Origin of the sequence: Mesorhizobium sp. 1M-11, from assembly GCF_001303895.1 — a bacterium.
Classification (GTDB): Bacteria; Pseudomonadota; Alphaproteobacteria; order Rhizobiales; family Rhizobiaceae; genus Mesorhizobium.
On the sequence record NZ_LJSD01000050.1, the window covers coordinates 218,397 to 240,000 of the forward strand.

Genomic DNA, 21,604 nt, shown 5'->3' on the forward strand with positions numbered 1-21,604 from the left:
ACAAACCCGCCTGTCGAACGGAAACGCGGCCTTAAAGCACCGCCAGCAGCTCGCCATAGGTCGGCCCTAGCGTCCTCAGTGCGGCAGCGGCGCGCTCATCATCTCCAACCACCAGCGAATGCTGCAACGAGCCAATCAGGCGGGCTTGACTGGCCATGATGCGCGCTGCCTCTTCATGCCCGATGCGCGCAAGGCATGCCGCGGCATCGTTGGCGCGACGCGCGCCGACCCGGACTGCGAAATGGATGAGATGGGCGCGCAGGCTTTCGTCGCAGCCACCGCCAACCAATCCAGCCAATGCCTCAGCCGCCGCGCCATTTCCAAGGCTGCCCTCGGGCATGCCCGACACACCTGCCATGGAGAGCCAGCGGCGCGCCGCCGGAATGGAGGCGCTTATGGCGTCACGTTCGGAAACCTCCCGCTGTCTGACAAAGCCTGTGCGCGTCGTGTAGGGCGTTCCGTAACTCAATGTCCTGGCAGACCAGGCGGCCATGAAATCTGCCAGCGGCAGCGTGGCATAGGGATAGCCTTGCGGATCGTGCATCAACACCTGGTCGCCGTCCATTTCAAGCACCACGACATAGTGGTCGGCCTCGATCGGACCGGACATGCCCGGCTGATGTCTGAGATGTCCCATCTCGACCGGGCCGACCCAGACGGGACCGTCGACAAGCGCAGCCTTGAGCCGGAGCAAGGCCTCTTCCGCCGTGCCGCCTTTGACCACCTCGGATGTCCAGCCAAGCGCGGCAAGCGTATCTTCGAAGCTGAGCTCGGGGTCCCAGCCATAGGGGTCGAAGAAGGGCAGCTTGCCGCCGGTCAATTGCATGCCGAAAGGGCTCGACGTGGCGAACTCGATCACCGCTGTCGAGGGCGCCGCCGAGCCGAACATCATCGCGAAGGCGTTGGCATAGCAATAGGGGCCGGAGCCGGTATAGGAAATGTGCATGGCTGAGAGCTTCCTTCAGGAATTGACCGGATAGGCGATGTCGAAATCGGCGGCGCCGCTGCCGGCATAGATTTCATACGGGCTGTCGATGGCGATCAGGCCTTGCCTATCGATCCAGGCTTCGAGTGCGTCGTAGATGGAAAGCACCAGCGGGAAGTTCTGATGGTTCGCAGGCACCGGAACGAACGCTTCGCGGCGGGCCGGCAACAGGCGGATCGCCAGGTCGCCCACCGGTTCGATCGGACCCGCACAGGCAATCGCAACCTCGACCGGACCTTCATTGTCGCGCGTGGTGAGATCGTGGTGGTGGACACTCATCGGTCCGTCATGGGCAAAGCCCGAAGCGGCAAGATGTGCGCGGATATCTGCTTCCGCCTCCGCCATGTAAGCGTCGAGATCGACTACGGTCACCATTCGTCGCCGGCTGACGATCTTGGTGGCGGCAACATCGCGCAGCGCGATCGAGAGCGACGGTGTTGGGGTATCAGCCTGGCACGCCATCGCCTCGACCAGTTCCACATGACCGGCAAGGCGCTCGCTTTGCGCTTCCAGCCATGTACGCAATTCGATTGCACGCGCCCGGGGCGACAGTTCCAGCAAGGCCGCGATGCGTGTCACCGGCAGGCCGAGCTGGCGTAGCCTCGCAATCAGCCGGGCACGCGGCACCTGCTCGGCCGCATAATAGCGGTAGCCGGTCTGCGGATCGACATGCGCCGGCACAAGCAGACCCTGCTCGGCGTAGAGCCGCAGCGCTTTGGGCGAAAGTCGGGTGGCCGCGCCGAAGCGACCGGCGAGCAGATGAGAACGTGTCATGGCGCCTGTCTAAGGCCTGCCCCAGGGGCGGGGTCAAGCAACCGAATGGCGCTGTCTTGTCGGTCGCTTTTTCAGGCCTTACAGTGCGAGATCGAATCCGCTCGTGGCCAGGATCTCGCCGTTAACGATCAGTTCGACGCGGTGATGGCCGGCATGGTGCTTGCGAGTGGTGAAGTCGCGCACGACCTGGCTGATGGAAAGCTCTGCCCTTGCCGATGGCGCCAGTTCGATTTCCTTGAGCTTGAACACCTTCTTCGAAGCCGATCCCGCCTTCTTCACATAGTAGACAGCATAATCGATCACGAGCTTCTGGTCGCTGCTTGCCGTGGAAGCAATCCGCGCATCGAGCGTGATGCGCGCGCCGAGGTGAATTCTTGCCGGCTTCACCGCGAAATGTTCGACGCTTACCCGGGGCGTGCCTGTGCTGCCGATAAGGTGGAGGGCCCGCGCATCACCTTTCTTGACCAGTGTGCGCAGCGCGTGCTTGACGATCCAGGCAGTGTGGGCGTTTTGCATGTCCCAGCCCTTAACGCGTTCAATGACCCTGTCCGGATTGTCCTTGGTGATGTCATTGAGATGATTGGCCACCGACTTGCGGACATAGAGGCTGGTGTCGCTCTTCAGCGCTTCAAGGATCGGCGCCGTCGGCGAGGGATCGGCGATCAGGGCCTTCAGGTTGAACGACCACGGCAGACGAGGCCGCGAGCCCTCGCTGGCCAGCCGCCTCACATGTTCGTTGTCATCTTCCGCCCAGTTCACCATCACGGCCAGCGTGCGTTCGAAATCGCGCAGCAGGAAATGACGGATGGCGAACTCGGCCGAACCGTAGCGGGTGAAGTTGTGCAACGCCCGCATGGAAAGATCGAAATGGTCTTGCCCGTAGAGCGCAACGAATTCCGGCAGGACGATCGAAGCGAAGCCATGGTTGATGCGCGGAGCAAGCGCATCGAGGACTTCCAGCGCCTCGCCGTAGTTGGTCGGCAGGGTTGCCTGGAAACTGACAGCGGTCTGGCGCAGCCGCTGCATGATGCCAAGCGCGTCGAGATTATCGGTCGCAAGCAGCAGGAAGCGCTCGGCATCGAAGCCCGGTGCGATCGCCGCGGTCTCACTTGCGAATCGGCCAAGCCGTGCGCGATCGAAGATTTCCTTCAGCGCCGGCGCTGCCTGTGCTTCTGTCATGCCTGTTTGCCTCGGCTTCCGAACCATCCGCTCCCAATCTGAATTGCGGTGGTACGCCATCAAGCCTGCTGACACGTGATGGCAGGAGAATCTGCTGGCGATCCGGAAGACTTACCGCGTCTTTTCGCGCAGCAGCGCAACAATGGCGGCCGCCGTTTCCTCGATCGAGCGGCGGCTGACATCGATGGTCGGCCAGCCATGACGCCCGCAGAGTTGGCGGGCATAGGTCAGCTCCTCGTTGATCGCGGCGCGATCGACATAGGCGGTGGAATCGAAGCCGGTGGTCGAACCCAGCAGGCGGTTCTGCCTGACATGCGAAATGCGCTCGGCCGTCGCCACAAGGCCAATCACCAGAGGGGTTTTGGCTTCGATCAACGCCTGGGGCACCGGGACGCCAAGCACGATCGGGATGTTGGCTGTCTTGATGCCGCGATTGGCCAGATAGATCGAGGTCGGCGTTTTCGAGGTGCGGGAAATGCCGATCAGCACGACATCGGCCTGTTCCATGTCGAGCGGCAACTGCCCGTCGTCATGCTCCATCGTGAAGTTCAACGCGTCAATGCGGCGGAAATATTCAGCGTCCAGCACATGCTGGGCACCGACGCGCCGGCCCGCCGGTGTACCGAGGTAGGATTGGAACACCGAAAGCACCGGCTCCAGCACCGACACGCAAGGCAGACCCATGGTCGCACAACGCTCATCGATACGGTGGGCAAGCGCCTGATCCACGACCGTGTAGAGCACGATGCCCGGTTCCTCCTCGATATCGTCGAACACCTTCATCAGCTGCTTGTCGGTGCGGATGAGCGGATAGATGTGCTCGATGGCGCGCGCATCCTTGTATTGCGCCGAAGCCGCGCGGCCGGCAGCCAGCAAGGTCTCTCCAGTGGCGTCGGAAATCAGGTGCAGGTGAAAGAAGCTTTGCGGTTTGTTCACAAGGGCTCGCGTGATGCTGTGGGTGGGTGTGGAAAAGTCGGGACCAATCCGGCGGGTGTGCAAAAGCGACTGTATCAGATGGCCGCTTGTCCACAATTGATGCCGCTGTCAGCTTTTTTCGCCGGCTGGGGACAAATCTGGGGAGGACGGAATCTGACCGGATGCCGCTCACAGCCGGGACAAAAGATCACGGCAGTCAGTACTTTGATTCCAAATATGGATTCGGGTTTTCCCCACTGTTCCCAAAGCCGCGATGAAAAGCGCGCGACATTATGGAGACTGGCGTTCCGGTGCCCGATGATGGACAGCTCGGCATCCCCGATTCAAACAGACTCGTAGAATCAGAAGACTCTTTAAGAATCCTTTTTAGTTATAAATAGGCTTTCGAAAGCGGGCTCATGACTACCAAACGGACTGTGCTGGAAGTGCTGAAAGGGGAGACGGTTTCACCGCCTCCGCTATGGATGATGCGCCAGGCTGGCCGTTATCTGCCCGAGTACCGAGAAACCAGGAAACGGGCGGGCAGCTTTCTCGATCTCTGCTACAATCCGGACCTCGCGGTCGAAGTGACATTACAACCGATCGAGCGCTTTGGTTTCGATGCCTCGATCCTGTTCTCCGATATCCTGGTGGTGCCGCATGCACTTGGCCGCGATCTGCGCTTCGAGGAAGGCCGCGGGCCGCTTCTGACGCCGATCCAGGCCAATGAAATCGACGCGTTGAACACAGAGATGTTTCACGTGAATCTGGCGCCGGTTTACGAGACAGTGCGCCAACTGCGCCGAAAACTGCCGGATGAAACCACGCTGATCGGCTTCTGCGGGGCGCCCTGGACCGTGGCGACCTATATGATCGCTGGTCACGGCACGCCAGACCAGGCGCCAGCAAGGCTGTTTGCCTATCGAGAGCCGGAAGCCTTCAGGAAGCTCTTGAAGACGCTGGCCGATCAGTCGGCAACCTACCTCATCCGCCAGATCGAGGCCGGGGTTGATGTCGTGCAGATATTCGATTCCTGGTCGGGAGTTCTGGATGAGGCATCGTTCCAGGCCTTCTGCGTGGAGCCGGTGGCCGAAATCGTGCGGCAGGTACATGCTGTGCATCCAGAGGTTCCGGTGATCGGCTTTCCCAAGGGCGCGGGCGCCAACTACGCCTCCTATCGCTCCAAGACCGGTATATCAGGCCTCGGGCTTGACTGGACCGTGCCGTTGACCGCTGCCAAGGCGCTGCAGAAGGGCGGTGCCGTGCAGGGCAATCTAGACCCCTTGCGGCTCGTTGCCGGCGGGCGGGCTCTTGAGGAAGGGGTTGGCGCCATTCTCGATGCGCTGAGTGCTGGGCCGCTGATCTTCAATCTTGGCCACGGCATCACGCCGGAGACGCCGATCGCGCATGTCGAGGCGATGGTGAAGCAGGTGAGGAGCCGCCGATGACCGATACCAACAATGCAGCCAGCGGTGGGCAAGCCTTGCGGCGGGCGGCGATCGCGATTGCCGTCTTCCTGTTTCTGACGGCGCTGCTTTACCTGGTGGCTCCGGAAGACTTCTATCCCTGGGCCAAGGCTGTCCACGTGATTGCAGTGATTTCCTGGATGGCCGGCATGCTCTATCTGCCAAGGCTGTTCGTCTATCACGCCGAGACCGAGCGCGGCTCCCAGCAGTCAGAGACCTTCAAGGTGATGGAGCGGCGCCTGCTGCGCGGCATCATCAATCCGGCGATGGTGATCAGCTGGGCTTTCGGTCTGTGGCTCGCCTGGAAGGGCTTCGGCTTCCAGGGTGGCTGGCTGCATGCCAAGCTTGCCGCCGTTGTCGCGCTGTCGGCCGTGCATGGCTATCTATCGGCTGCCGTGCGTAAATTCGCCGAAGATCGCAATGAAAAACCGGCCAGGCACTGGCGGATGGTCAACGAGATCCCCACATTGCTGATGATCATCATTGTTGTGCTGGTGATCGTAAAGCCGTTCTAAGCGGCGAAAGCGAGGCGGAACCTGTGATTTCGCGCCTTGCTCTTTGTTTGGTGTGACGGTAAAAGACGGGTCTCTCCTCGTCACGCGCCCCATTCAGTTTCCTACCTTCCGGTCGCGTTCGGCTTTTTCTCTCGCCGGCCCATTTTCCCATTTTTACACTTAGGCTCCTCTCATGCAGGAAATGAAACTCCAAGAATTCAAGAACAAGAAACCGACCGATCTGATCGCGTTTGCCGAATCGCTCGAGGTCGAGAACGCCAGCGTGATGCGCAAGCAGGAGCTGATGTTCGCGATCCTCAAGAAGCTGGCTGCGCAGGACATCGAGATCATCGGTGACGGCGTCGTCGAGGTTTTGCAGGACGGCTTCGGCTTTCTGCGGTCGGCCAACGCCAACTATCTTCCGGGTCCGGACGATATCTACATCTCGCCCTCGCAGATTCGCCGCTTCTCGCTGAAGACCGGCGATACGGTCGAGGGACCGATCCGCAGCCCGAAGGAAGGCGAGCGCTATTTCGCGCTGCTCAAGGTCAACACCATCAATTTCGACGACCCGGAGAAGATCCGGCACAAGATCCATTTCGACAATCTGACCCCGCTCTATCCCAATGAGCGGCTGAAGATGGAAATCGAAGTGCCGTCCAAGGATCTGTCGGCGCGTGTCATCGATCTGGTGGCGCCGATCGGCAAAGGCCAACGCGCGCTGATCGTGGCGCCGCCGCGCACCGGTAAGACGGTGCTGCTGCAGAACATCGCGCATTCGATCACCGCCAACCACCCGGAATGCTATCTGATCGTGCTTCTGATCGACGAACGTCCGGAAGAAGTGACCGATATGCAGCGCTCGGTGAAGGGCGAGGTAGTGTCGTCGACATTCGACGAGCCGGCCGCCCGCCACGTGCAGGTCGCTGAAATGGTCATCGAGAAGGCCAAGCGCCTGGTCGAGCATGGCCGCGATGTCGTTATCCTGCTCGATTCGATCACGCGTCTCGGCCGCGCCTACAACACCGTTGTGCCGTCATCCGGCAAGGTCTTGACCGGCGGTGTCGATGCCAATGCCCTGCAGCGCCCGAAACGGTTCTTCGGTGCTGCCCGCAACATCGAGGAGGGCGGTTCGCTGACCATCATTGCGACCGCGCTGATCGATACCGGCAGCCGCATGGACGAAGTCATCTTCGAAGAGTTCAAGGGTACCGGCAATTCGGAAATGCACCTCGACCGCAAGGTGGCCGATAAGCGCATCTATCCGGCCATGGATATCCTCAAGTCCGGCACGCGTAAGGAAGACCTTCTGGTCGCGCGGCAGGACCTGCAGAAGATCTTCGTGTTGCGCCGCATCCTTGCACCGATGGGCACGACCGACGCGATCGAGTTCCTCATCGACAAGCTGAAGCAGACGAAGACCAACGGCGACTTCTTCGATTCGATGAACACCTGACCGGTTGGTCTCTAACGAGATCGATACAGCTAAAAAGGCGCGCCTGAACAAGGCGCGTCTTTTCGTTTCTGGCGACTAGGCGTCTCCTCGTGGCCACCTATCGAGACGAAATCTACTAACTTATTGTATTTATTATATTTCTACAGGCTTTACCGGAGAGGCGAGACATCAACCCGCCTTCGGGCGTAGAAGGCGCTGCAGTTCATCTGGGTCCGTGACGGCGGGTAGGCAGGTCTGAGCCGCGCAGAGATAGGCACCGGGCTTGTCCGTTGGAGGAACCACGTCGCCCGGCAAGGATGGTGCCGAGCCGCCGAGTGGAACGATGATATCGATCCGACGGATGTCGGGATTTCGATTCGCTACCGCAACGAGATTTGCCTGGTCTGGATTTTCCACGATAACCAGCTTCAACGGTTCCAGTAGCAGCGCGCAGGAATTGACGATGCCGACCTGGCCATAGGTCTGCTGACTTGCTCGGCCCATGGCGTGTTCGGCTACCGAGAGCGCTTTTTCATGGAGTGCGAGATCGCCAGTTGCCGTTGCCAGCCGTGCCAAGGCTTCGATGATCTGTCCGGTCGCGGACGGTATGGCTTCGTCGACATCACCCCGGATGCGGACTGGAACATCCTTGCTGTCCGAGGCGGAAAGGTAGTAGCCGGCATGCTCTGCGTCGCCATGCCAACGGTCGAGTTGCTCGGCCAGTGCCCTGGCGGTGCCGATATAGTTGGTGTCGCCTGTTGCTTCGAACAACGCCACGGCGGCGGTGATCATGGCGCCATAGTCGCTGGACAAGGCAGGGAACAGCTTCTTGTCTCCAAGGATGGAGTGCGGCAGGCGGCCGCCTTCAGCGGCGGCAAGGATGCCGGCAAAGGCCTGGGCAGCCTGATCGATCCAGTCGTTTCGCCCGAAGCTTCGACCGCATTCGGCCAGGGCTGTGATGAGCAGCCCGTTCCAGTCGGCCAGTACCTTGTCGTCGCGTCCTGGGCGGATACGCCGGGCTCGCTCGGCAAGGAGCTTTGCCTTCAAGTCGGCTACGGTTGAATGGTTGGCGACTTCTCGTTCACGCTGTTCGTCGTTCTGCCGCAAGATCGGTTTGCCTTCCCAGTTGGCTGGAGCGGCCAAACCGTAGTGATCGGCAAAGGCGGGAAGGTCGGTCTCGAAAGCGTTGGCAAGCTCCTGGTCGTTCCAGGTGTAGAAAAGACCCTCTTCGCCGTCGCTGTCTGCGTCCAAGCTGGAAGCGAACGCCCCGTGTTCGGTGCGCATCTCACGGGAAAGCCAGGCGATGGTCTCTTCGATTCGTATCCGGAACAGTTCGTCGCCGGTTGCTGCATAGGCCCAGTTGGCCATCCGCAGAAGCTGGGCGTTGTCGTAAAGCATCTTCTCGAAATGCGGCACGGTCCATTCGGCGTCCGTGGAGTAGCGGCAGAGGCCGCCACCGACATGATCGTAGATGCCGCCGGCAAGCATCTTTCGCAGGGACAACAAAACGGCGTCCCGATGGGTCGCATTGCCGGCTTGCAGCCAGGAAAGCCAGAGTGTCGTCATGAAGGGCGCGTTCGGGAATTTTGGAGCGCCTTTCAAACCGCCTTCATTCCAGTCAATCATACCCTCGATGCCGTCCGCGAGACGCAGGAGGGTATGCTGACTGAGCACGCCTTTGGGCTGCGTGGCCGACAGCCGGGCAGCAACATGCGTGAGGAGCCCGCCAGCGCTTTGGATTAGGCTGTCCCGCTTTTCCCGCCACGCCTTGTCGACGGCCTCGAGTACCTGCACGAAACCCGGCCGGCCATAACGCGAGCGTGGCGGAAAGTAGGTCCCGCCCCAGAAGGGCTGACCATCGGGTGTCAGAAACATGGTCAGTGGCCAGCCGCCTTGTTCTCCCATGGCCGAAAGCGAGGCCATATAGATCTGGTCGATATCCGGGCGCTCTTCCCGATCCACCTTGATGTTGATGAAGAACCGGTTCATGACGCCGGCGATTTCGTCGTTTTCGAAGCTTTCATGCGCCATGACATGGCACCAATGACAGGCGGCATAACCGACGGAAAGCAGGATGGGACGTTCCAGCGTGCGCGCTTCATCCAGGGCTGCCTGTGACCAGGCTCGCCAGTGAACGGGATTCTGCGCATGTTGGCGCAGATACGGACTTGCCTCGTCAGCGAGCAGGTTCTTCTGCGGTAAGGTCACGGTTCCAGCCTGTTATCGACCCTAGAAGGTTAGGGCATTTCGAAGAGCGAACAATGAAATTCTCGGATTCAATCGTTGCGTTATCGAGCGGAAAGCTGCCTGCCGGAGTTGCGGTTGTCCGGTTGTCGGGCTCAAAGACTCGATTCGCTATCGAAACGATAGCGGGAACGACAGCGTCTGAGCGCGAGGTGACGTTGCGCCGGCTGAGGCAGGCCGATGGATCGTTGATCGATACCGGCCTGGTGATCTTTTTCGCAGGGCCGGCAAGCTTTACCGGTGAGGACGTCGCCGAGTTTCAGGTGCATGGCGGTAAAGCCGTGGTGTCGGCCCTGCTGCAGGCTTTGACTGCAATCGATGGAATCCGTCATGCCGAGCCTGGTGAGTTCACGAGGCGAGCGTTCCTCAACGGGAAGCTCGACCTCGTCGAAACCGAAGCCCTTGCCGATCTCATCAACGCCGAAACGGAATCGCAGCGTCGTTTCGCCTTGCTCAATGCCGGAGGCGCCCAGAGTGAGCTCTATGACGCCTGGCGTCGTCGGCTTGTCCACGCCCGCGCGATGATCGAGGCCGAGATCGATTTCGCGGACGAAGACGATATTCCCGGCTCGGTCTCGGACACGATCTGGTCTGATATGCGTAGGCTTTCCAATGAGATCGCTGAGCATATTGCCGGATTTCGTTCGGGTGAGATCATTCGCGAGGGCTTCGATGTGGTGATCCTCGGCGCGCCCAATGCAGGAAAGTCCAGCTTGTTCAACGCCCTGGCCAGACGGGAAGCTGCCATCGTCAGCGACGAGCCTGGCACGACACGAGATTTGCTGGAGGTCGCGCTGGATTTGCACGGCCTTAAGGTCCGGCTGACCGATACGGCGGGGTTGAGGGAACATGCCGGAACCGTTGAAGGCATCGGCATCGAGCGAGCCAGGAAACGCGCCGAGAAAGCGGATCTGGTGGCGGTGCTGCAGGACATGACCGCCACGGTTCCGGACATCGAGTTGCCAACGAGGTCGCGGGTGCTCCGCATTGGAACGAAGGCCGATTTGCTTTCTGAAGGAAAGAAGAATCGCCCGGAATTCGATCTCATACTCTCTGCGAAGACGGGTGAAGGCATTACCCAGCTTCTCGAGACGTTGGGCGATATGGCAGAAGAGGCTGCTGGATCTGCGGGGAGTTTACTACCATCACGGCTTCGGCATGTGGAATTGCTGAACGATGGCAGGGCGTTTGTCGAGCACGCCCTCGGACAACGCGATCTCGAGTTGCGGGCAGAAGACCTGCGGCTGGCCGGCGAGCGGCTTGGCCGAATTGTTGGTGTCGTCGATGTCGAAGATCTCCTAGACGTTATCTTCTCGCAGTTCTGCATCGGTAAGTGACTCACGTGAAACAGTGACTCTCACAAACAAAAACGTGACTCACGTGAAACACCGCCCGGCGGGTGACTCACGTGAAACAGTGGATGGGGTGGTTTGCTTCACAACTGTCGCGTGTTTCACGTGAAACGTTCGGTTTTTCTTGACAGGAATCGTTCGGGAGAACATGACAGCGCAAGCGAAACTCCAGGAGCATAAGCAATGATCAGCAGCTACGACGTTGTCGTGGTTGGAGGCGGCCATGCCGGTTGCGAGGCGGCCAGCGCAGCCGCGCGCGCTGGTGCGCGCTGCGCCTTGGTCACGCTGCGCTTCGACACCATTGGCGTGATGTCATGCAATCCGGCGATTGGAGGCCTGGGCAAAGGTCATCTCGTTCGGGAGATCGATGCGATGGACGGCCTGATGGGCCGCGTCGCAGACGCCGGGGGCATCCAGTTCCGCCTGCTCAATCGTCGTAAAGGTCCTGCGGTGCGCGGACCTCGAACGCAGGCTGATCGAAAGCTGTATCGGCTGGCCATGCAAGATGCCATCCAGGCGCAGCCTAATCTCGATGTTGTTGAAGGTGAGGTTTTCGATCTCGAAGTCGAGAACAGCACCGTAACGGCGGTTGTGTTGGCAGACGGTCGGCGGCTGTCCTGCGGTGCCGTGGTTTTGACCACAGGCACGTTCTTGCGCGGATTAATCCATATCGGCGACCGCAAGATCGTTGCGGGGCGTATGAACGAGCAAGCTTCGGTCGGCCTTTCTGCTACGATGGAGCGCATCGGCTTCAAGCTCGGGCGTTTGAAGACAGGCACGCCGCCCCGGCTGGATGGACGAACGATTGACTGGAAAATCCTGGAAAGCCAGGCCGCGGACGAAAACCCGGTGCCTTTTTCTCTGATGACGGATCGTATCCGCAATCCTCAGATCGATTGCGGCATCACGCGCACGACCCCGGAATCGCATGCCGTGATTCGCGCCAATCTCAATCGCTCCGCCATGTATTCCGGGGAGATCGAAGGGGTCGGGCCGCGCTATTGCCCCTCCATCGAGGACAAGATCGTCAAGTTCGGCGATCGCGAAGGACACCAGATTTTTCTGGAGCCGGAAGGTCTCGACGATCCTACGGTTTATCCGAACGGGATTTCGACATCCCTGCCGGAAGATGCACAACTCGAATTGCTCAAGACAATCCCGGGTCTGGAGCGCGCGACAATGCTTCAGCCGGGTTACGCCATCGAATATGATCATGTCGATCCGCGTGAGTTGCACCAGTCGCTCGAGACCCGAAAGGTCCAGGGATTGTTTCTCGCCGGTCAGATCAATGGCACGACCGGTTATGAAGAGGCAGGGGCGCAGGGACTTGTCGCAGGTTTGAACGCCGCGCGTCGCGCCGGCGGCTGCAGCCAGGTCGTGCTCAGCCGGACCGAGGCATACATCGGCGTTATGATCGATGACCTGACGAGCCGGGGCATCGCGGAACCTTATCGCATGTTCACATCGCGCGCGGAGTTTAGGCTGTCATTGCGTGCCGACAATGCCGATGAACGTCTGACGGGCAAAGCGATCGAGCTTGGTATTGTGTCGGCGGATCGTTCTCGTCGCTTCGAGGAGATCAAGACGCGAATCGATCGCGCACGTGAATTGGCCAAACAGATCCGGTTTACCCCGAACGAAGCCGCCGGCTATGGCTTGGAGATCAACAAGGACGGTGTCCGGCGTTCAGCCTACGATCTGCTGGCGTATCCGGATGTGGATATTGCCTGGCTGGCGAAGATCGATTCGCAATTCGCCGGGATCGACGCCAAGACGGCGGAAGCTCTCGAAATCGAAGCGAAGTATTCCGTCTATTTGGATCGCCAGAAGACGGATGCCGAACAACTGCGTCGGGAGGAAAACCGGCTGATCCCGGCCCAACTGGATTTTGGCGGTGTCTCCGGGCTCTCCAATGAGCTCAAGCAGAAGATGCGGGATCGCAAGCCGCGATCGATCGCCGAGGCGCAGCGTATGGAGGGCATGACGCCCGCGGCTCTGGCTGTGATTGTCGCGCATATTCGAAATGCGGAAATCGCCGAGAAGGGTGCCGCGTGAGCGCTGCATCTTATGAAAGCTTGCGGGCGGCGGCGGGGGACGTTTCACGTGAAACGTTTGCGGCGCTCGAAGCTTTTGAAGCACATTTCCTGAAATGGAACAGAAGCATCAATCTCGTTGCGGCATCCACCGAAAATGATGTCTGGCAACGTCATATCCTGGACAGCGCCCAGCTCGCCAAGATCGAACCGGCCGCAAAGCGGTGGGTCGATATTGGGTCTGGCGGCGGGTTTCCGGGCTTGGTCATGGCGTTTTTGCTTGGCGAGCGCGGCGGTTCGATCTCTCTTGTTGAGAGCAATCGCAAGAAAACCGGCTTTCTGCAGGCTACGGTCGGACAGTTTCGATTGCCCGCGCGAATCATCGCCAGGCGTATCGAAGACTCATACCCATTTGTGGATGCGCCGGAGATCGTCACCGCCCGCGCCTTGGCTTCATTGACCGATCTCCTGGCTCTGACGGAGCCTTGGTTGGCGGCCGGTGCCCGGGCTTTGTTCCACAAAGGCAGGGATTATCAGCGGGAAATAAAAGAAAGCTCTCTCCGCTGGCGTTTCGATCTGCTAGAACATCCAAGCACCGTCGACCCACAAGGGGTTGTGCTTGAGCTGCGCAATGTTCGCAGAATTTGATTCAACGCGTGATGCTAGCGAAATGAATTTGTGGCGGAAAACCATGACCACCACCGGACCAAGGATCATTACCGTTGCCAACCAGAAGGGTGGTGTCGGCAAGACGACCACCGCCATAAATCTGGCAACGGCGCTCGCGGCGATCGGCGAGCGCGTGCTCATCGTTGACCTTGACCCACAGGGCAATGCCAGCACGGGGCTCGGCATCGACCGTCGGGATCGCACCGTTTCTTCCTACGACGTCCTCACCGGTCAGCTTGATCTGGAAGCCGCGGCAATGCCCACGGCTGTGCCGGGTCTGTCGATCGTGCCGTCGACGCTCGACCTGCTTGGCATCGAGATGGAGATCGCCTCGGCACCGGATCGCGTGCTGCGCCTGCGCAACGCGATCCACGCTTCCGATCAGTACAGCTATGTTCTGATCGATTGTCCACCATCGCTCAATCTGCTGACGCTGAATTCGATGGCGGCCGCCGATTCCGTGCTGGTTCCACTGCAATGCGAATTCTTCGCGCTGGAAGGCCTCAGCCAGTTGCTCGAGACGGTCGAGCAGGTGCGCGGCTCGATCAACCCGAATTTAAGCATTCAGGGCATCGTGCTCACCATGTTCGACGGCCGCAACAATCTCGCCAACCAGGTTGTGCAGGATGTGCGCGCCTATATGGGCGACAAGGTCTATGAGACGGTCATCCCGCGCAATGTTCGGGTTTCCGAAGCGCCATCCTATGGCAAGCCGGCGATTCTCTACGATCTCAAATGCTCCGGCAGCCAAGCCTACCTGCAATTGGCTTCGGAGGTGATTCGCCGCGAGCGCCAGCTGCGGGCCGCATAAGATTCGATACGTTACCGAAACGATGACCTGGAAGACCTGAGATGAACGACGATCCTTCGAGAAAGCGGCTGGGACGAGGGCTTGCGGCGCTGATCGGCGAAATCGACCGACCGGCGGCGGCCACCGAACAGCAGCGGACGGCGGCGGACGGCAAAGTGCCGATCGAGTTCGTTTCCCCGAATCCGCGCAATCCGCGACGTCATTTCGGCGATGCCGAACTGACGGACCTGTCTCAGTCGATTCGCGAACATGGCGTGGTCCAGCCTGTGGTGGTGCGGTCGTCGCCAACACAGCAGGGGCGCTATGAAATCATCGCCGGCGAGCGGCGCTGGCGGGCCGCGCAACGCGCTGGCCTGATCGAGATTCCGGTGATCGTGCGGGAGGTCAATGATCGAACGGCGCTGGAGCTGGCGATCATTGAAAACGTTCAGCGTGCTGATCTCAACGCGGTTGAAGAAGCACTTGGCTATCAGCAGCTGATCGATGATCACGGCTACAGTCAGGCCGATCTCGGTCAGGTCATCGGCAAGAGCCGCAGCCATGTCGCCAACACGCTGCGGCTTCTGAAACTGCCGGATGTGATTCAAGACATGCTGGTGGATGGCTCTTTGTCAGCAGGCCATGCGCGCACGCTGGTCACCGCGCAGGATCCGGCAGGACTTGCCAAGCGCATCGTGGAAGAAGGGCTTTCCGTGCGCCAGGCTGAGGCGCTCGCGCAGATGCCGGTCCAGGCGCAGCGCGAGGCCAAGCTTTCGACACCCGCTGAGAAGGATCCGGATACGCTGGCGCTGGAAAAGCTCCTGTCCGATGTCACCGGCATGAAAGTGGTGATCGCGCACAAGAGCGGCGGCGGCGAACTGCGGGTGTCGTATCGCTCGCTCGATCAGCTCGATGATCTCTGCCGGCGGCTGAAACAGACCTGAGCCTTCGACGGCATATATCGGTTGATTCGTTCTAAGTCATTGTAAAACAAAAGTTTTAACGCAAGGCAGGTTTTGCTCAGCGTCGTTGCGCCAGTCTCGCGCTTTCCACGGCGATGCCGAGCAAAGCCTGCCGAGCGATCGGCTCGGCGAGATCGGACCGCCGCCGCGTCTGCAGGACAGCGGCTTGAAGCCGTGCAAGTGCCCGGCTCAAGGCTTCGGAATTCCATCGTTCCAGCGCAGTCTCGATCAAGCGTCGGCGGGTAAAGAAAACCGGCGGCTTGTGCGCGGCAACGACTGCGGCCGCGTTGCGACCGCCGCCGGCATCCACGGCACCGCGCATCGAATGCAGGGCCTGGAACTGGCGCATCGCGGCAGCCAGCGCCAGGAAAGGCTGGCCGCCGGCCTGGCATTGCAGGGTAAAGGCCGTATCGAAATCGTCCAGCCTGCCGGCCAGCACCGCGTCGACCGCATCGTCAAAGGATTGCCCGGAGACATCCCCGGTAAGAGCGCGCACGTCCTCCAGCGTGATTTCACCGCGACCATGCGCATAAAGCGCCAGCTTCTCGACCTCGCCGCGCGAGGCGAGGCGATCGCCGCCGAGGTTGCGGCGCAAGGCCTGGCGCGCCTCCAGCGTCATCGTCATGCCGGCCTTGCCGAGTTCGTCGTCGATGACGGTTTCGATGTCGCGCGCATCGTCTGCATAACAGGGCAGCGCCATCGCGCCGCTCGCTGCCTCGACGGTTGCGCGCAACCCGACACCCTTCTTCAGATCTCCGGCCTCGATCAGAACAACGGCATCGCGCGGCGGCTCGGCCAGCAAGGCCTTGACGTCATCCGCGAGGTTTTTCTGGGCACCGGCGTTGCGCAGCCACAGCAGGCGCCGATCGGAAAACATCGGCACGGTGCGCGCTTCATCGAGCAGACGGCCTTGGTCGCGGTCGGCATCGTCAGCATCCAGCTTCACCACGGAAAAGGGGTCGTCGAGCGGCAGTCCGGTGCGCGTCGCATAGGCACGCGCCCGCTCCGCCACCAGTCCGCGGTCCGGACCATAGATCAGCACCAGCCAGGTGCTGGGATCCGGCCGGGCCAGCCACGAATCGACTTCTGAGGCTTTTTTCTGTGCCATGCTGGTCCCCTAGCACGATGTGGCACTCAAAGCATGTGGCGCAAAAGCGTGCGGCAGTTTTGCGCCAACCGTGTGAGCGAGATCAAGCTCGCGACTGCCCAGAGCGCTTTCCGGCAGCATTTGGAATGGAAACGGCGACAAGCAATCTCGTTTGTTGCCGCAAGAGCCATGGATGAGACGGGATATTACGCGCGTTTCCTGCAACATTGCGCCGCCGTCGGTGCCTCGTGCGCCGAGCAGGGAGAGGCAAACGCGGTGGACGTACTTTGACGCTGCTTCGGCGTCGAAGATATGCAAACATCGCAGATTGAAAGTGATGGAGCGTCTTTTGCGCGTCCGCATGGACGTCCGGCGTTCCAATGCAGTGGAGGACGAGAGCCCATGGCCGAAGCCGGGAAGTTGCGCTTTCATGTTCCGGAACCGGAGGTAAGGCCGGGTGGAACACCGGATTTCTCCAACGTTCCCATTCCCAAGGCCGGCTCCGTGCCCAAACCGCCGATCGATGTCGATCCCCGCGAAATCCGCGATCTGGCTTTTTCGATCATCCGCGTCCTGGATCGCGCCGGCGAGTCGGTCGGTCCCTGGGCCGGCATGCTCAGCGATGAAGAGCTGTTGGAAGGCCTGCGTCACATGATGACGCTGAGGGCCTTCGATGCGCGCATGCAGATGGCGCAACGCCAAGGCAAGACCTCCTTCTATATGCAGCATCTGGGTGAGGAGGCGGTGAGCTGTGCCTTCCGCAGGGCGCTCGACAAGGGTGACATGAATTTCCCGACCTATCGGCAAGCCGGGCTTTTGATCGCCGACGACTACCCGATGGTCACGATGATGAACCAGATCTATTCGAACGAAGCCGACCCGCTGAAGGGGCGGCAGCTGCCGATCATGTATTCGTCGAAAGAGCACGGCTTCTTCTCGATCTCCGGCAATCTGGCTACGCAGTACATCCAGGCAGTGGGTTGGGCGATGGCCTCCGCGATCAGCGGCGACACGCGCATTGCCGCTGCCTGGATCGGCGACGGTTCGACGGCGGAATCGGATTTCCATTCGGCCTTGGTCTTTGCCTCGACCTACAAGGCTCCGGTCATTCTCAACATCGTCAACAACCAGTGGGCGATTTCGACCTTCCAGGGCATTGCACGCGGCGGCGCCGGCACCTTTGCGGCGCGTGGCCTGGGTTTCGGCATTCCGGCCTTGCGGGTCGACGGCAATGACTATCTCGCCGTGCATGCCGTGGCGAAATGGGCGGCCGAACGTGCGCGCGCCAATCTCGGGCCGACACTAATCGAATATGTGACTTATCGCGCCGGCGCGCATTCGACCTCGGACGATCCGTCGGCCTATCGGCCGAAAGCTGAATCGGAGGCCTGGCCGCTCGGTGATCCGGTGGTGCGGTTGAAGAACCATCTTGTCCATCGCGGCGTCTGGTCAGACGAACGCCACGCACAGGCTGAAACCGAAATCCTCGAGACCGTCATCGCAGCGCAGAAGGAAGCCGAGTCGCACGGCACACTGCATGCCGGCGGCAAACCGTCGATCCGCGACATGTTCGAAGGGCTCTATGCCGAGATGCCGCCGCATCTCAGGCGCCAGCGCCAGCAGGCGGGGATCTGAACCATGGCACGCAAGACCATGATCGAGGCTATTCGCGATGCCATGGATGTCGCGATGGGGCTGGACGAACGCGTCGTCGTTTTTGGCGAGGATGTCGGTTTTTTCGGTGGCGTGTTTCGCTGCACGCAGGGCCTGCAGGCAAAATACGGCAAGAGCCGCTGCTTCGATGCACCGATCAACGAATCCGGTATCGTCGGTGCGGCGATCGGTATGGCCGCCTACGGCTTGAAGCCCTGCGTCGAGATACAGTTTGCCGACTATATGTACCCCGCATACGACCAGTTGACCCAGGAAGCCTCGCGTCTGCGCTATCGCTCCAATGGCGATTTCACCTGTCCGATCGTCGTGCGCATGCCGACGGGTGGCGGCATCTTCGGCGGCCAGACCCACAGCCAGAGCCCCGAGGCCCTGTTCACCCACGTCTCGGGCCTGAAGACCGTGGTGCCGTCCAATCCATCAGACGCCAAGGGCCTGCTGATCGCGGCCATCGAAGATCCGGATCCGGTCATCTTCCTGGAGCCCAAACGGCTCTACAACGGTCCGTTCGACGGCCATCACGACAAGCCCGTCACGCCGTGGTCCAAGCATGAACTGGGCGAAGTCGCCGACGGTCACTACACAGTGCCGCTCGGCAAGGCGGTTATCCGCCGCCCGGGCAATGCCGTGACGGTGCTTGCCTATGGAACCATGGTCTACGTCGCCCAGGCTGCGGCCGAGGAGACCGGCATCGACGCCGAGATCATCGATCTGCGCACGCTGCTGCCGCTCGACCTTGATACCGTCGTGGAGTCGGTGAAGAAGACCGGACGCTGTGTGGTGGTGCACGAGGCGACCTTGACCTCCGGCTTCGGTGCAGAACTGATGTCGCTGGTGCAGGAGAACTGCTTCTATCACCTCGAGGCACCGGTCGTGCGTGTTGCCGGCTGGGACACGCCCTATCCGCATGCTCAGGAGTGGGATTATTTCCCTGGACCGGCCCGCGTCGGCCGCGCGCTCATCGCCACGATGGAGGCCTGACATGGGTGAGTATGTCATCAAGCTGCCTGATGTCGGCGAAGGTGTGGCCGAGGCAGAACTCGTCGAATGGAGCGTGAAGGTCGGCGACCTCGTGCGCGAAGACACTGTGCTGGCGGCCGTCATGACCGACAAGGCGACGGTGGAGGTCCCTTCACCTGTGGACGGAGAGATTCTCTGGCTCGGCGCCGAGATCGGCGACACGGTGGCGATCGGTTCGCCGATCGTGCGGCTCAAGGTGGCCGGCGAAGGCAATGTGACGGCAACAGCGGACACCAAGCCCGTGGCCGCCGGCAAAGCCGAGAAACTTGCGAAGGTTGAGGTCGCGAAAGAAGCTCCGGCGGAAGCGGCGCCCAAGGAGCCGGTTGAGGCCAGGCCAGCGGCATCGTCAGTTCCAGCGGCAACGAAGAACGTATCCCGTCCGTCCGCCTCTATCGGTGGCGCGCCGCGTCCCGAAGGTGAAAAGCCGCTGGCGTCGCCGGCGGTACGGCTTCGCGCCAAGGAGGCCGGCATCGATCTGCGCCAGGTCGCAGGCACCGGACCGGCCGGCCTTATCCGGCACGAGGACATCGACGAATTCCTCGCACGGGGACCGCAGACGATGCGGCCGGCGACCGGCCTTTCGCGCAACGAGAACGTCGAGGAGATCAAGGTCATCGGACTTCGGCGCAAGATCGCCGAAAAGATGAAACTCGCCAAATCGCGCATCCCGCACATTACCTATGTCGAGGAGATCGATGTGACGGCGCTGGAAGAACTGCGCGCCGCACTCAACAAGGAGAAGCGCGCGGATCGGCCGAAACTGACGCTGCTGCCTTTCCTGATGCGGGCAATGGTCAAGGCAATCGGCGAGCAGCCGCTGCTGAATTCGCTGTTCGACGATGAGGCCGGCATCATCCACCAGCATGGCGGCATCCACATCGGCATCGCTGCCCAGACCGCGAATGGGCTGGTCGTGCCTGTGGTGAAACATGCCGAGGCGCGCGACCTGTGGGATTGCGGCGCCGAGGTCAATCGTCTGGCGGAAGCCGCCAAGACAGGCACGGCGACCCGCGACGAGCTTTCCGGTTCGACCATCACCATCACCTCGCTGGGGGCCATGGGCGGTGTTGTGACCACGCCCGTCATCAATCATCCAGAAGTCGCAATCATCGGCGTCAACAAGATGATGGTGCGACCGATGTGGGACGGCACCCAGTTCGTCCCGCGCAAGATGATGAACCTGTCATCCAGTTTCGATCATCGCATCGTCGATGGCTGGGACGCGGCGGTATTTGTCCAGCGCATCAAGGCGCTTCTGGAAACCCCGGCGCTGATCTTCGTGGACAACTGAAGATGCATTGCTTTCACGATCATCAGCCAGCGAACCTTCCTCAACGGGGACTTGGGCAATGAAGGACATTTCCTGCAAACTGCTCGTCGTCGGCGCCGGTCCCGGCGGCTATGTCTGCGCCATCCGCGCTGGCCAGCTCGGCATCGACACCGTGATCGTCGAAGCGGCGAAGCCGGGAGGAACCTGCCTCACCATCGGCTGCATTCCCTCCAAGGCGCTGATCCATGCCGCCGAGGAGTTCGAGAAAGTCGCGCATATGGCCGAAGGCATCAGTCCGCTTGGCATAACGACAGCAGGCCCTTCCATTGATTTCGGAAAGACCATCGCATGGAAAGACGGTATCGTAAGCCGGCTTACAAATGGCGTTTCCGGACTGCTCAAGAAGGCCAAGGTCAAGCATGTTTCCGGTTGGGCGACATTCAGGGACGGCAAGACCGTGGAAGTCGAAACCGAGACCGGCCTGCAGGTGATCCGTGCCGAAACCGTCGTCATCGCCACCGGTTCGGCCCCGGTCGAGCTGCCGTTCCTGCCTTTCGGCGGTTCGGTGATCTCTTCGACCGAAGCGCTGTCGCTGGCCGAGGTGCCCGAGAGGCTCGCCATCGTCGGTGGCGGTTACATCGGGCTGGAACTCGGCATGGCCTTTGCCAAGCTCGGCTCCAGGGTGACGGTGGTGGAGGCGTTGCCGCGCCTGCTCGCACAATATGATGCTGAACTGACCAAGCCGGTGACGAAGCGACTGGCCGAGCTTGGGGTGGACGTGCTGACGGAGGCCAGGGCCAAGGGTCTCTCGAGCAAAGGCGACGCGCTGCTGGTGGAAACCGCTGCCGGCAAGGACGTGAAGATCGAGGCCGACAAGATTCTCGTCACGGTTGGGCGCAAGCCGGTAACGGAAGGGTGGGGCCTCGACCAGATCGATCTGGATATGAATGGCCGCTTCATTCGCATCGACGAGCAATGTCGCACCTCGATGCGTGGTGTCTTTGCGATCGGCGACGTGACCGGCGAGCCGATGCTGGCACACCGCGCCATGGCGCAGGGCGAGATGGTGGCCGAGATCGTGGCTGGACACAAACGCAGCTGGGACAAACGCGCCATTCCGGCGGTCTGCTTCACCGATCCGGAAGTGGTGAGCGTGGGATTGTCGCCGGATGAAGCGAAGGCCTTAGGCGGCGAGGTCAAGACGGGACTGTTTCCGTTCACCGCCAATGGCCGTGCCATGACGAAGCTCGGCGAAAGC

General features: G+C 60.9%; 18 protein-coding genes (1 of these 18 running past the window's edge). 12 read left to right on the plus strand and 6 right to left on the minus strand.

Annotated features, from left to right (window positions below):
- Positions 1 to 31: 31 nt before the first annotated feature.
- The 4 genes from AO692_RS20715 to AO692_RS20730 form a co-directional block, all read right to left on the minus strand.
- Positions 32 to 946 carry a hypothetical protein gene (locus AO692_RS20715; protein ID WP_054311932.1) on the minus strand — a complete coding sequence of 305 codons (915 nt, stop codon included), beginning with the start codon at positions 944 to 946 and terminating at the stop codon, positions 32 to 34.
- A gap of 15 nt (positions 947 to 961) precedes the next feature.
- On the minus strand, positions 962 to 1,759 hold the full coding sequence (locus tag AO692_RS20720; protein ID WP_054311933.1) for a MerR family transcriptional regulator: 798 nt from the start codon (positions 1,757 to 1,759) through the stop codon (positions 962 to 964).
- A 78-nt stretch (positions 1,760 to 1,837) separates the two neighbouring features.
- Entirely contained in the window at positions 1,838 to 2,938 is a 1,101-nt protein-coding gene (locus AO692_RS20725; RefSeq protein WP_054311934.1) for a DNA alkylation repair protein, read from the minus strand.
- A 111-nt stretch (positions 2,939 to 3,049) separates the two neighbouring features.
- Positions 3,050 to 3,874 carry a pyruvate, water dikinase regulatory protein gene (locus tag AO692_RS20730; protein ID WP_054311935.1) on the minus strand — a complete coding sequence of 275 codons (825 nt, stop codon included), beginning with the start codon at positions 3,872 to 3,874 and terminating at the stop codon, positions 3,050 to 3,052.
- Between the two features lie 398 nt (positions 3,875 to 4,272).
- On the opposite strand from AO692_RS20730, the gene hemE reads away from it, so the two are divergent.
- The 3 genes from hemE to rho all read left to right on the plus strand — a co-directional run bounded on the left by hemE (position 4,273) and on the right by rho (position 7,269).
- Complete coding sequence (hemE, locus tag AO692_RS20735; RefSeq protein ID WP_054311936.1) at positions 4,273 to 5,301, plus strand: uroporphyrinogen decarboxylase; 1,029 nt, start codon at positions 4,273 to 4,275, stop codon at positions 5,299 to 5,301.
- Positions 5,298 to 5,834, plus strand: a complete 537-nt coding sequence (hemJ, locus tag AO692_RS20740; RefSeq protein WP_054311937.1) for a protoporphyrinogen oxidase HemJ — start codon at positions 5,298 to 5,300, stop codon at positions 5,832 to 5,834. The genes hemE and hemJ overlap by 4 nt, the downstream gene beginning before the upstream one ends.
- 172 nt (positions 5,835 to 6,006) lie before the next feature.
- Positions 6,007 to 7,269 carry a transcription termination factor Rho gene (rho, locus tag AO692_RS20745; protein WP_152979904.1) on the plus strand — a complete coding sequence of 421 codons (1,263 nt, stop codon included), beginning with the start codon at positions 6,007 to 6,009 and terminating at the stop codon, positions 7,267 to 7,269.
- A gap of 168 nt (positions 7,270 to 7,437) precedes the next feature.
- Here the strand turns inward: rho and AO692_RS20750 are convergent, their stop codons facing one another.
- Complete coding sequence (locus AO692_RS20750; RefSeq protein ID WP_054311938.1) at positions 7,438 to 9,456, minus strand: thioredoxin domain-containing protein; 2,019 nt, start codon at positions 9,454 to 9,456, stop codon at positions 7,438 to 7,440.
- Positions 9,457 to 9,509: 53 nt separating this feature from the next.
- On the opposite strand from AO692_RS20750, the gene mnmE reads away from it, so the two are divergent.
- The 5 genes from mnmE (at position 9,510) to AO692_RS20775 (ending at position 15,280) form a co-directional block, all read left to right on the plus strand.
- The gene (gene mnmE, locus AO692_RS20755) at positions 9,510 to 10,829 is read left to right on the plus strand and encodes a tRNA uridine-5-carboxymethylaminomethyl(34) synthesis GTPase MnmE (RefSeq protein ID WP_054311939.1); all 1,320 of its coding nucleotides are present in this window, start codon (positions 9,510 to 9,512) and stop codon (positions 10,827 to 10,829) included.
- A gap of 198 nt (positions 10,830 to 11,027) precedes the next feature.
- Entirely contained in the window at positions 11,028 to 12,899 is a 1,872-nt protein-coding gene (gene mnmG, locus AO692_RS20760; protein WP_054311940.1) for a tRNA uridine-5-carboxymethylaminomethyl(34) synthesis enzyme MnmG, read from the plus strand.
- Positions 12,896 to 13,525 carry a 16S rRNA (guanine(527)-N(7))-methyltransferase RsmG gene (gene rsmG, locus AO692_RS20765; RefSeq protein WP_054311941.1) on the plus strand — a complete coding sequence of 210 codons (630 nt, stop codon included), beginning with the start codon at positions 12,896 to 12,898 and terminating at the stop codon, positions 13,523 to 13,525. The genes mnmG and rsmG overlap by 4 nt, the downstream gene beginning before the upstream one ends.
- 43 nt (positions 13,526 to 13,568) lie before the next feature.
- On the plus strand, positions 13,569 to 14,357 hold the full coding sequence (locus AO692_RS20770) for a ParA family protein (protein ID WP_054311942.1): 789 nt from the start codon (positions 13,569 to 13,571) through the stop codon (positions 14,355 to 14,357).
- A gap of 41 nt (positions 14,358 to 14,398) precedes the next feature.
- A complete protein-coding gene (locus AO692_RS20775; protein WP_054311943.1) occupies positions 14,399 to 15,280 on the plus strand; it encodes a ParB/RepB/Spo0J family partition protein in 882 nt (293 codons plus the stop codon).
- Positions 15,281 to 15,356: 76 nt separating this feature from the next.
- Here AO692_RS20775 and holA read toward each other — a convergent pair whose 3' ends face one another.
- On the minus strand, positions 15,357 to 16,406 hold the full coding sequence (gene holA, locus AO692_RS20780) for a DNA polymerase III subunit delta (protein WP_054311944.1): 1,050 nt from the start codon (positions 16,404 to 16,406) through the stop codon (positions 15,357 to 15,359).
- Positions 16,407 to 16,787: 381 nt separating this feature from the next.
- Between holA and AO692_RS20790 the strand changes: the two genes are divergently transcribed.
- The 4 genes in view from AO692_RS20790 to lpdA are tightly spaced (at most 58 nt apart) and all read left to right on the plus strand, a layout consistent with a single transcriptional unit that may run on beyond the window.
- The gene (locus AO692_RS20790) at positions 16,788 to 18,020 is read left to right on the plus strand and encodes a 3-methyl-2-oxobutanoate dehydrogenase (2-methylpropanoyl-transferring) subunit alpha (RefSeq protein WP_054311946.1); all 1,233 of its coding nucleotides are present in this window, start codon (positions 16,788 to 16,790) and stop codon (positions 18,018 to 18,020) included.
- 3 nt (positions 18,021 to 18,023) lie between these two features.
- Positions 18,024 to 19,037, plus strand: coding sequence for an alpha-ketoacid dehydrogenase subunit beta (locus AO692_RS20795; RefSeq protein ID WP_054311947.1), 1,014 nt, complete (start codon positions 18,024 to 18,026; stop codon positions 19,035 to 19,037).
- A gap of 1 nt (position 19,038) precedes the next feature.
- Entirely contained in the window at positions 19,039 to 20,367 is a 1,329-nt protein-coding gene (locus AO692_RS20800) for a dihydrolipoamide acetyltransferase family protein (RefSeq protein WP_054311948.1), read from the plus strand.
- Between the two features lie 58 nt (positions 20,368 to 20,425).
- On the plus strand, positions 20,426 to 21,604 hold the 5' portion of the coding sequence (gene lpdA, locus AO692_RS20805) for a dihydrolipoyl dehydrogenase (protein WP_054311949.1). 219 nt of this gene lie beyond the right edge of the window; the window shows 1,179 of its 1,398 coding nt (coding positions 1-1,179); it begins with the start codon at positions 20,426 to 20,428; its stop codon lies off the right edge, out of view.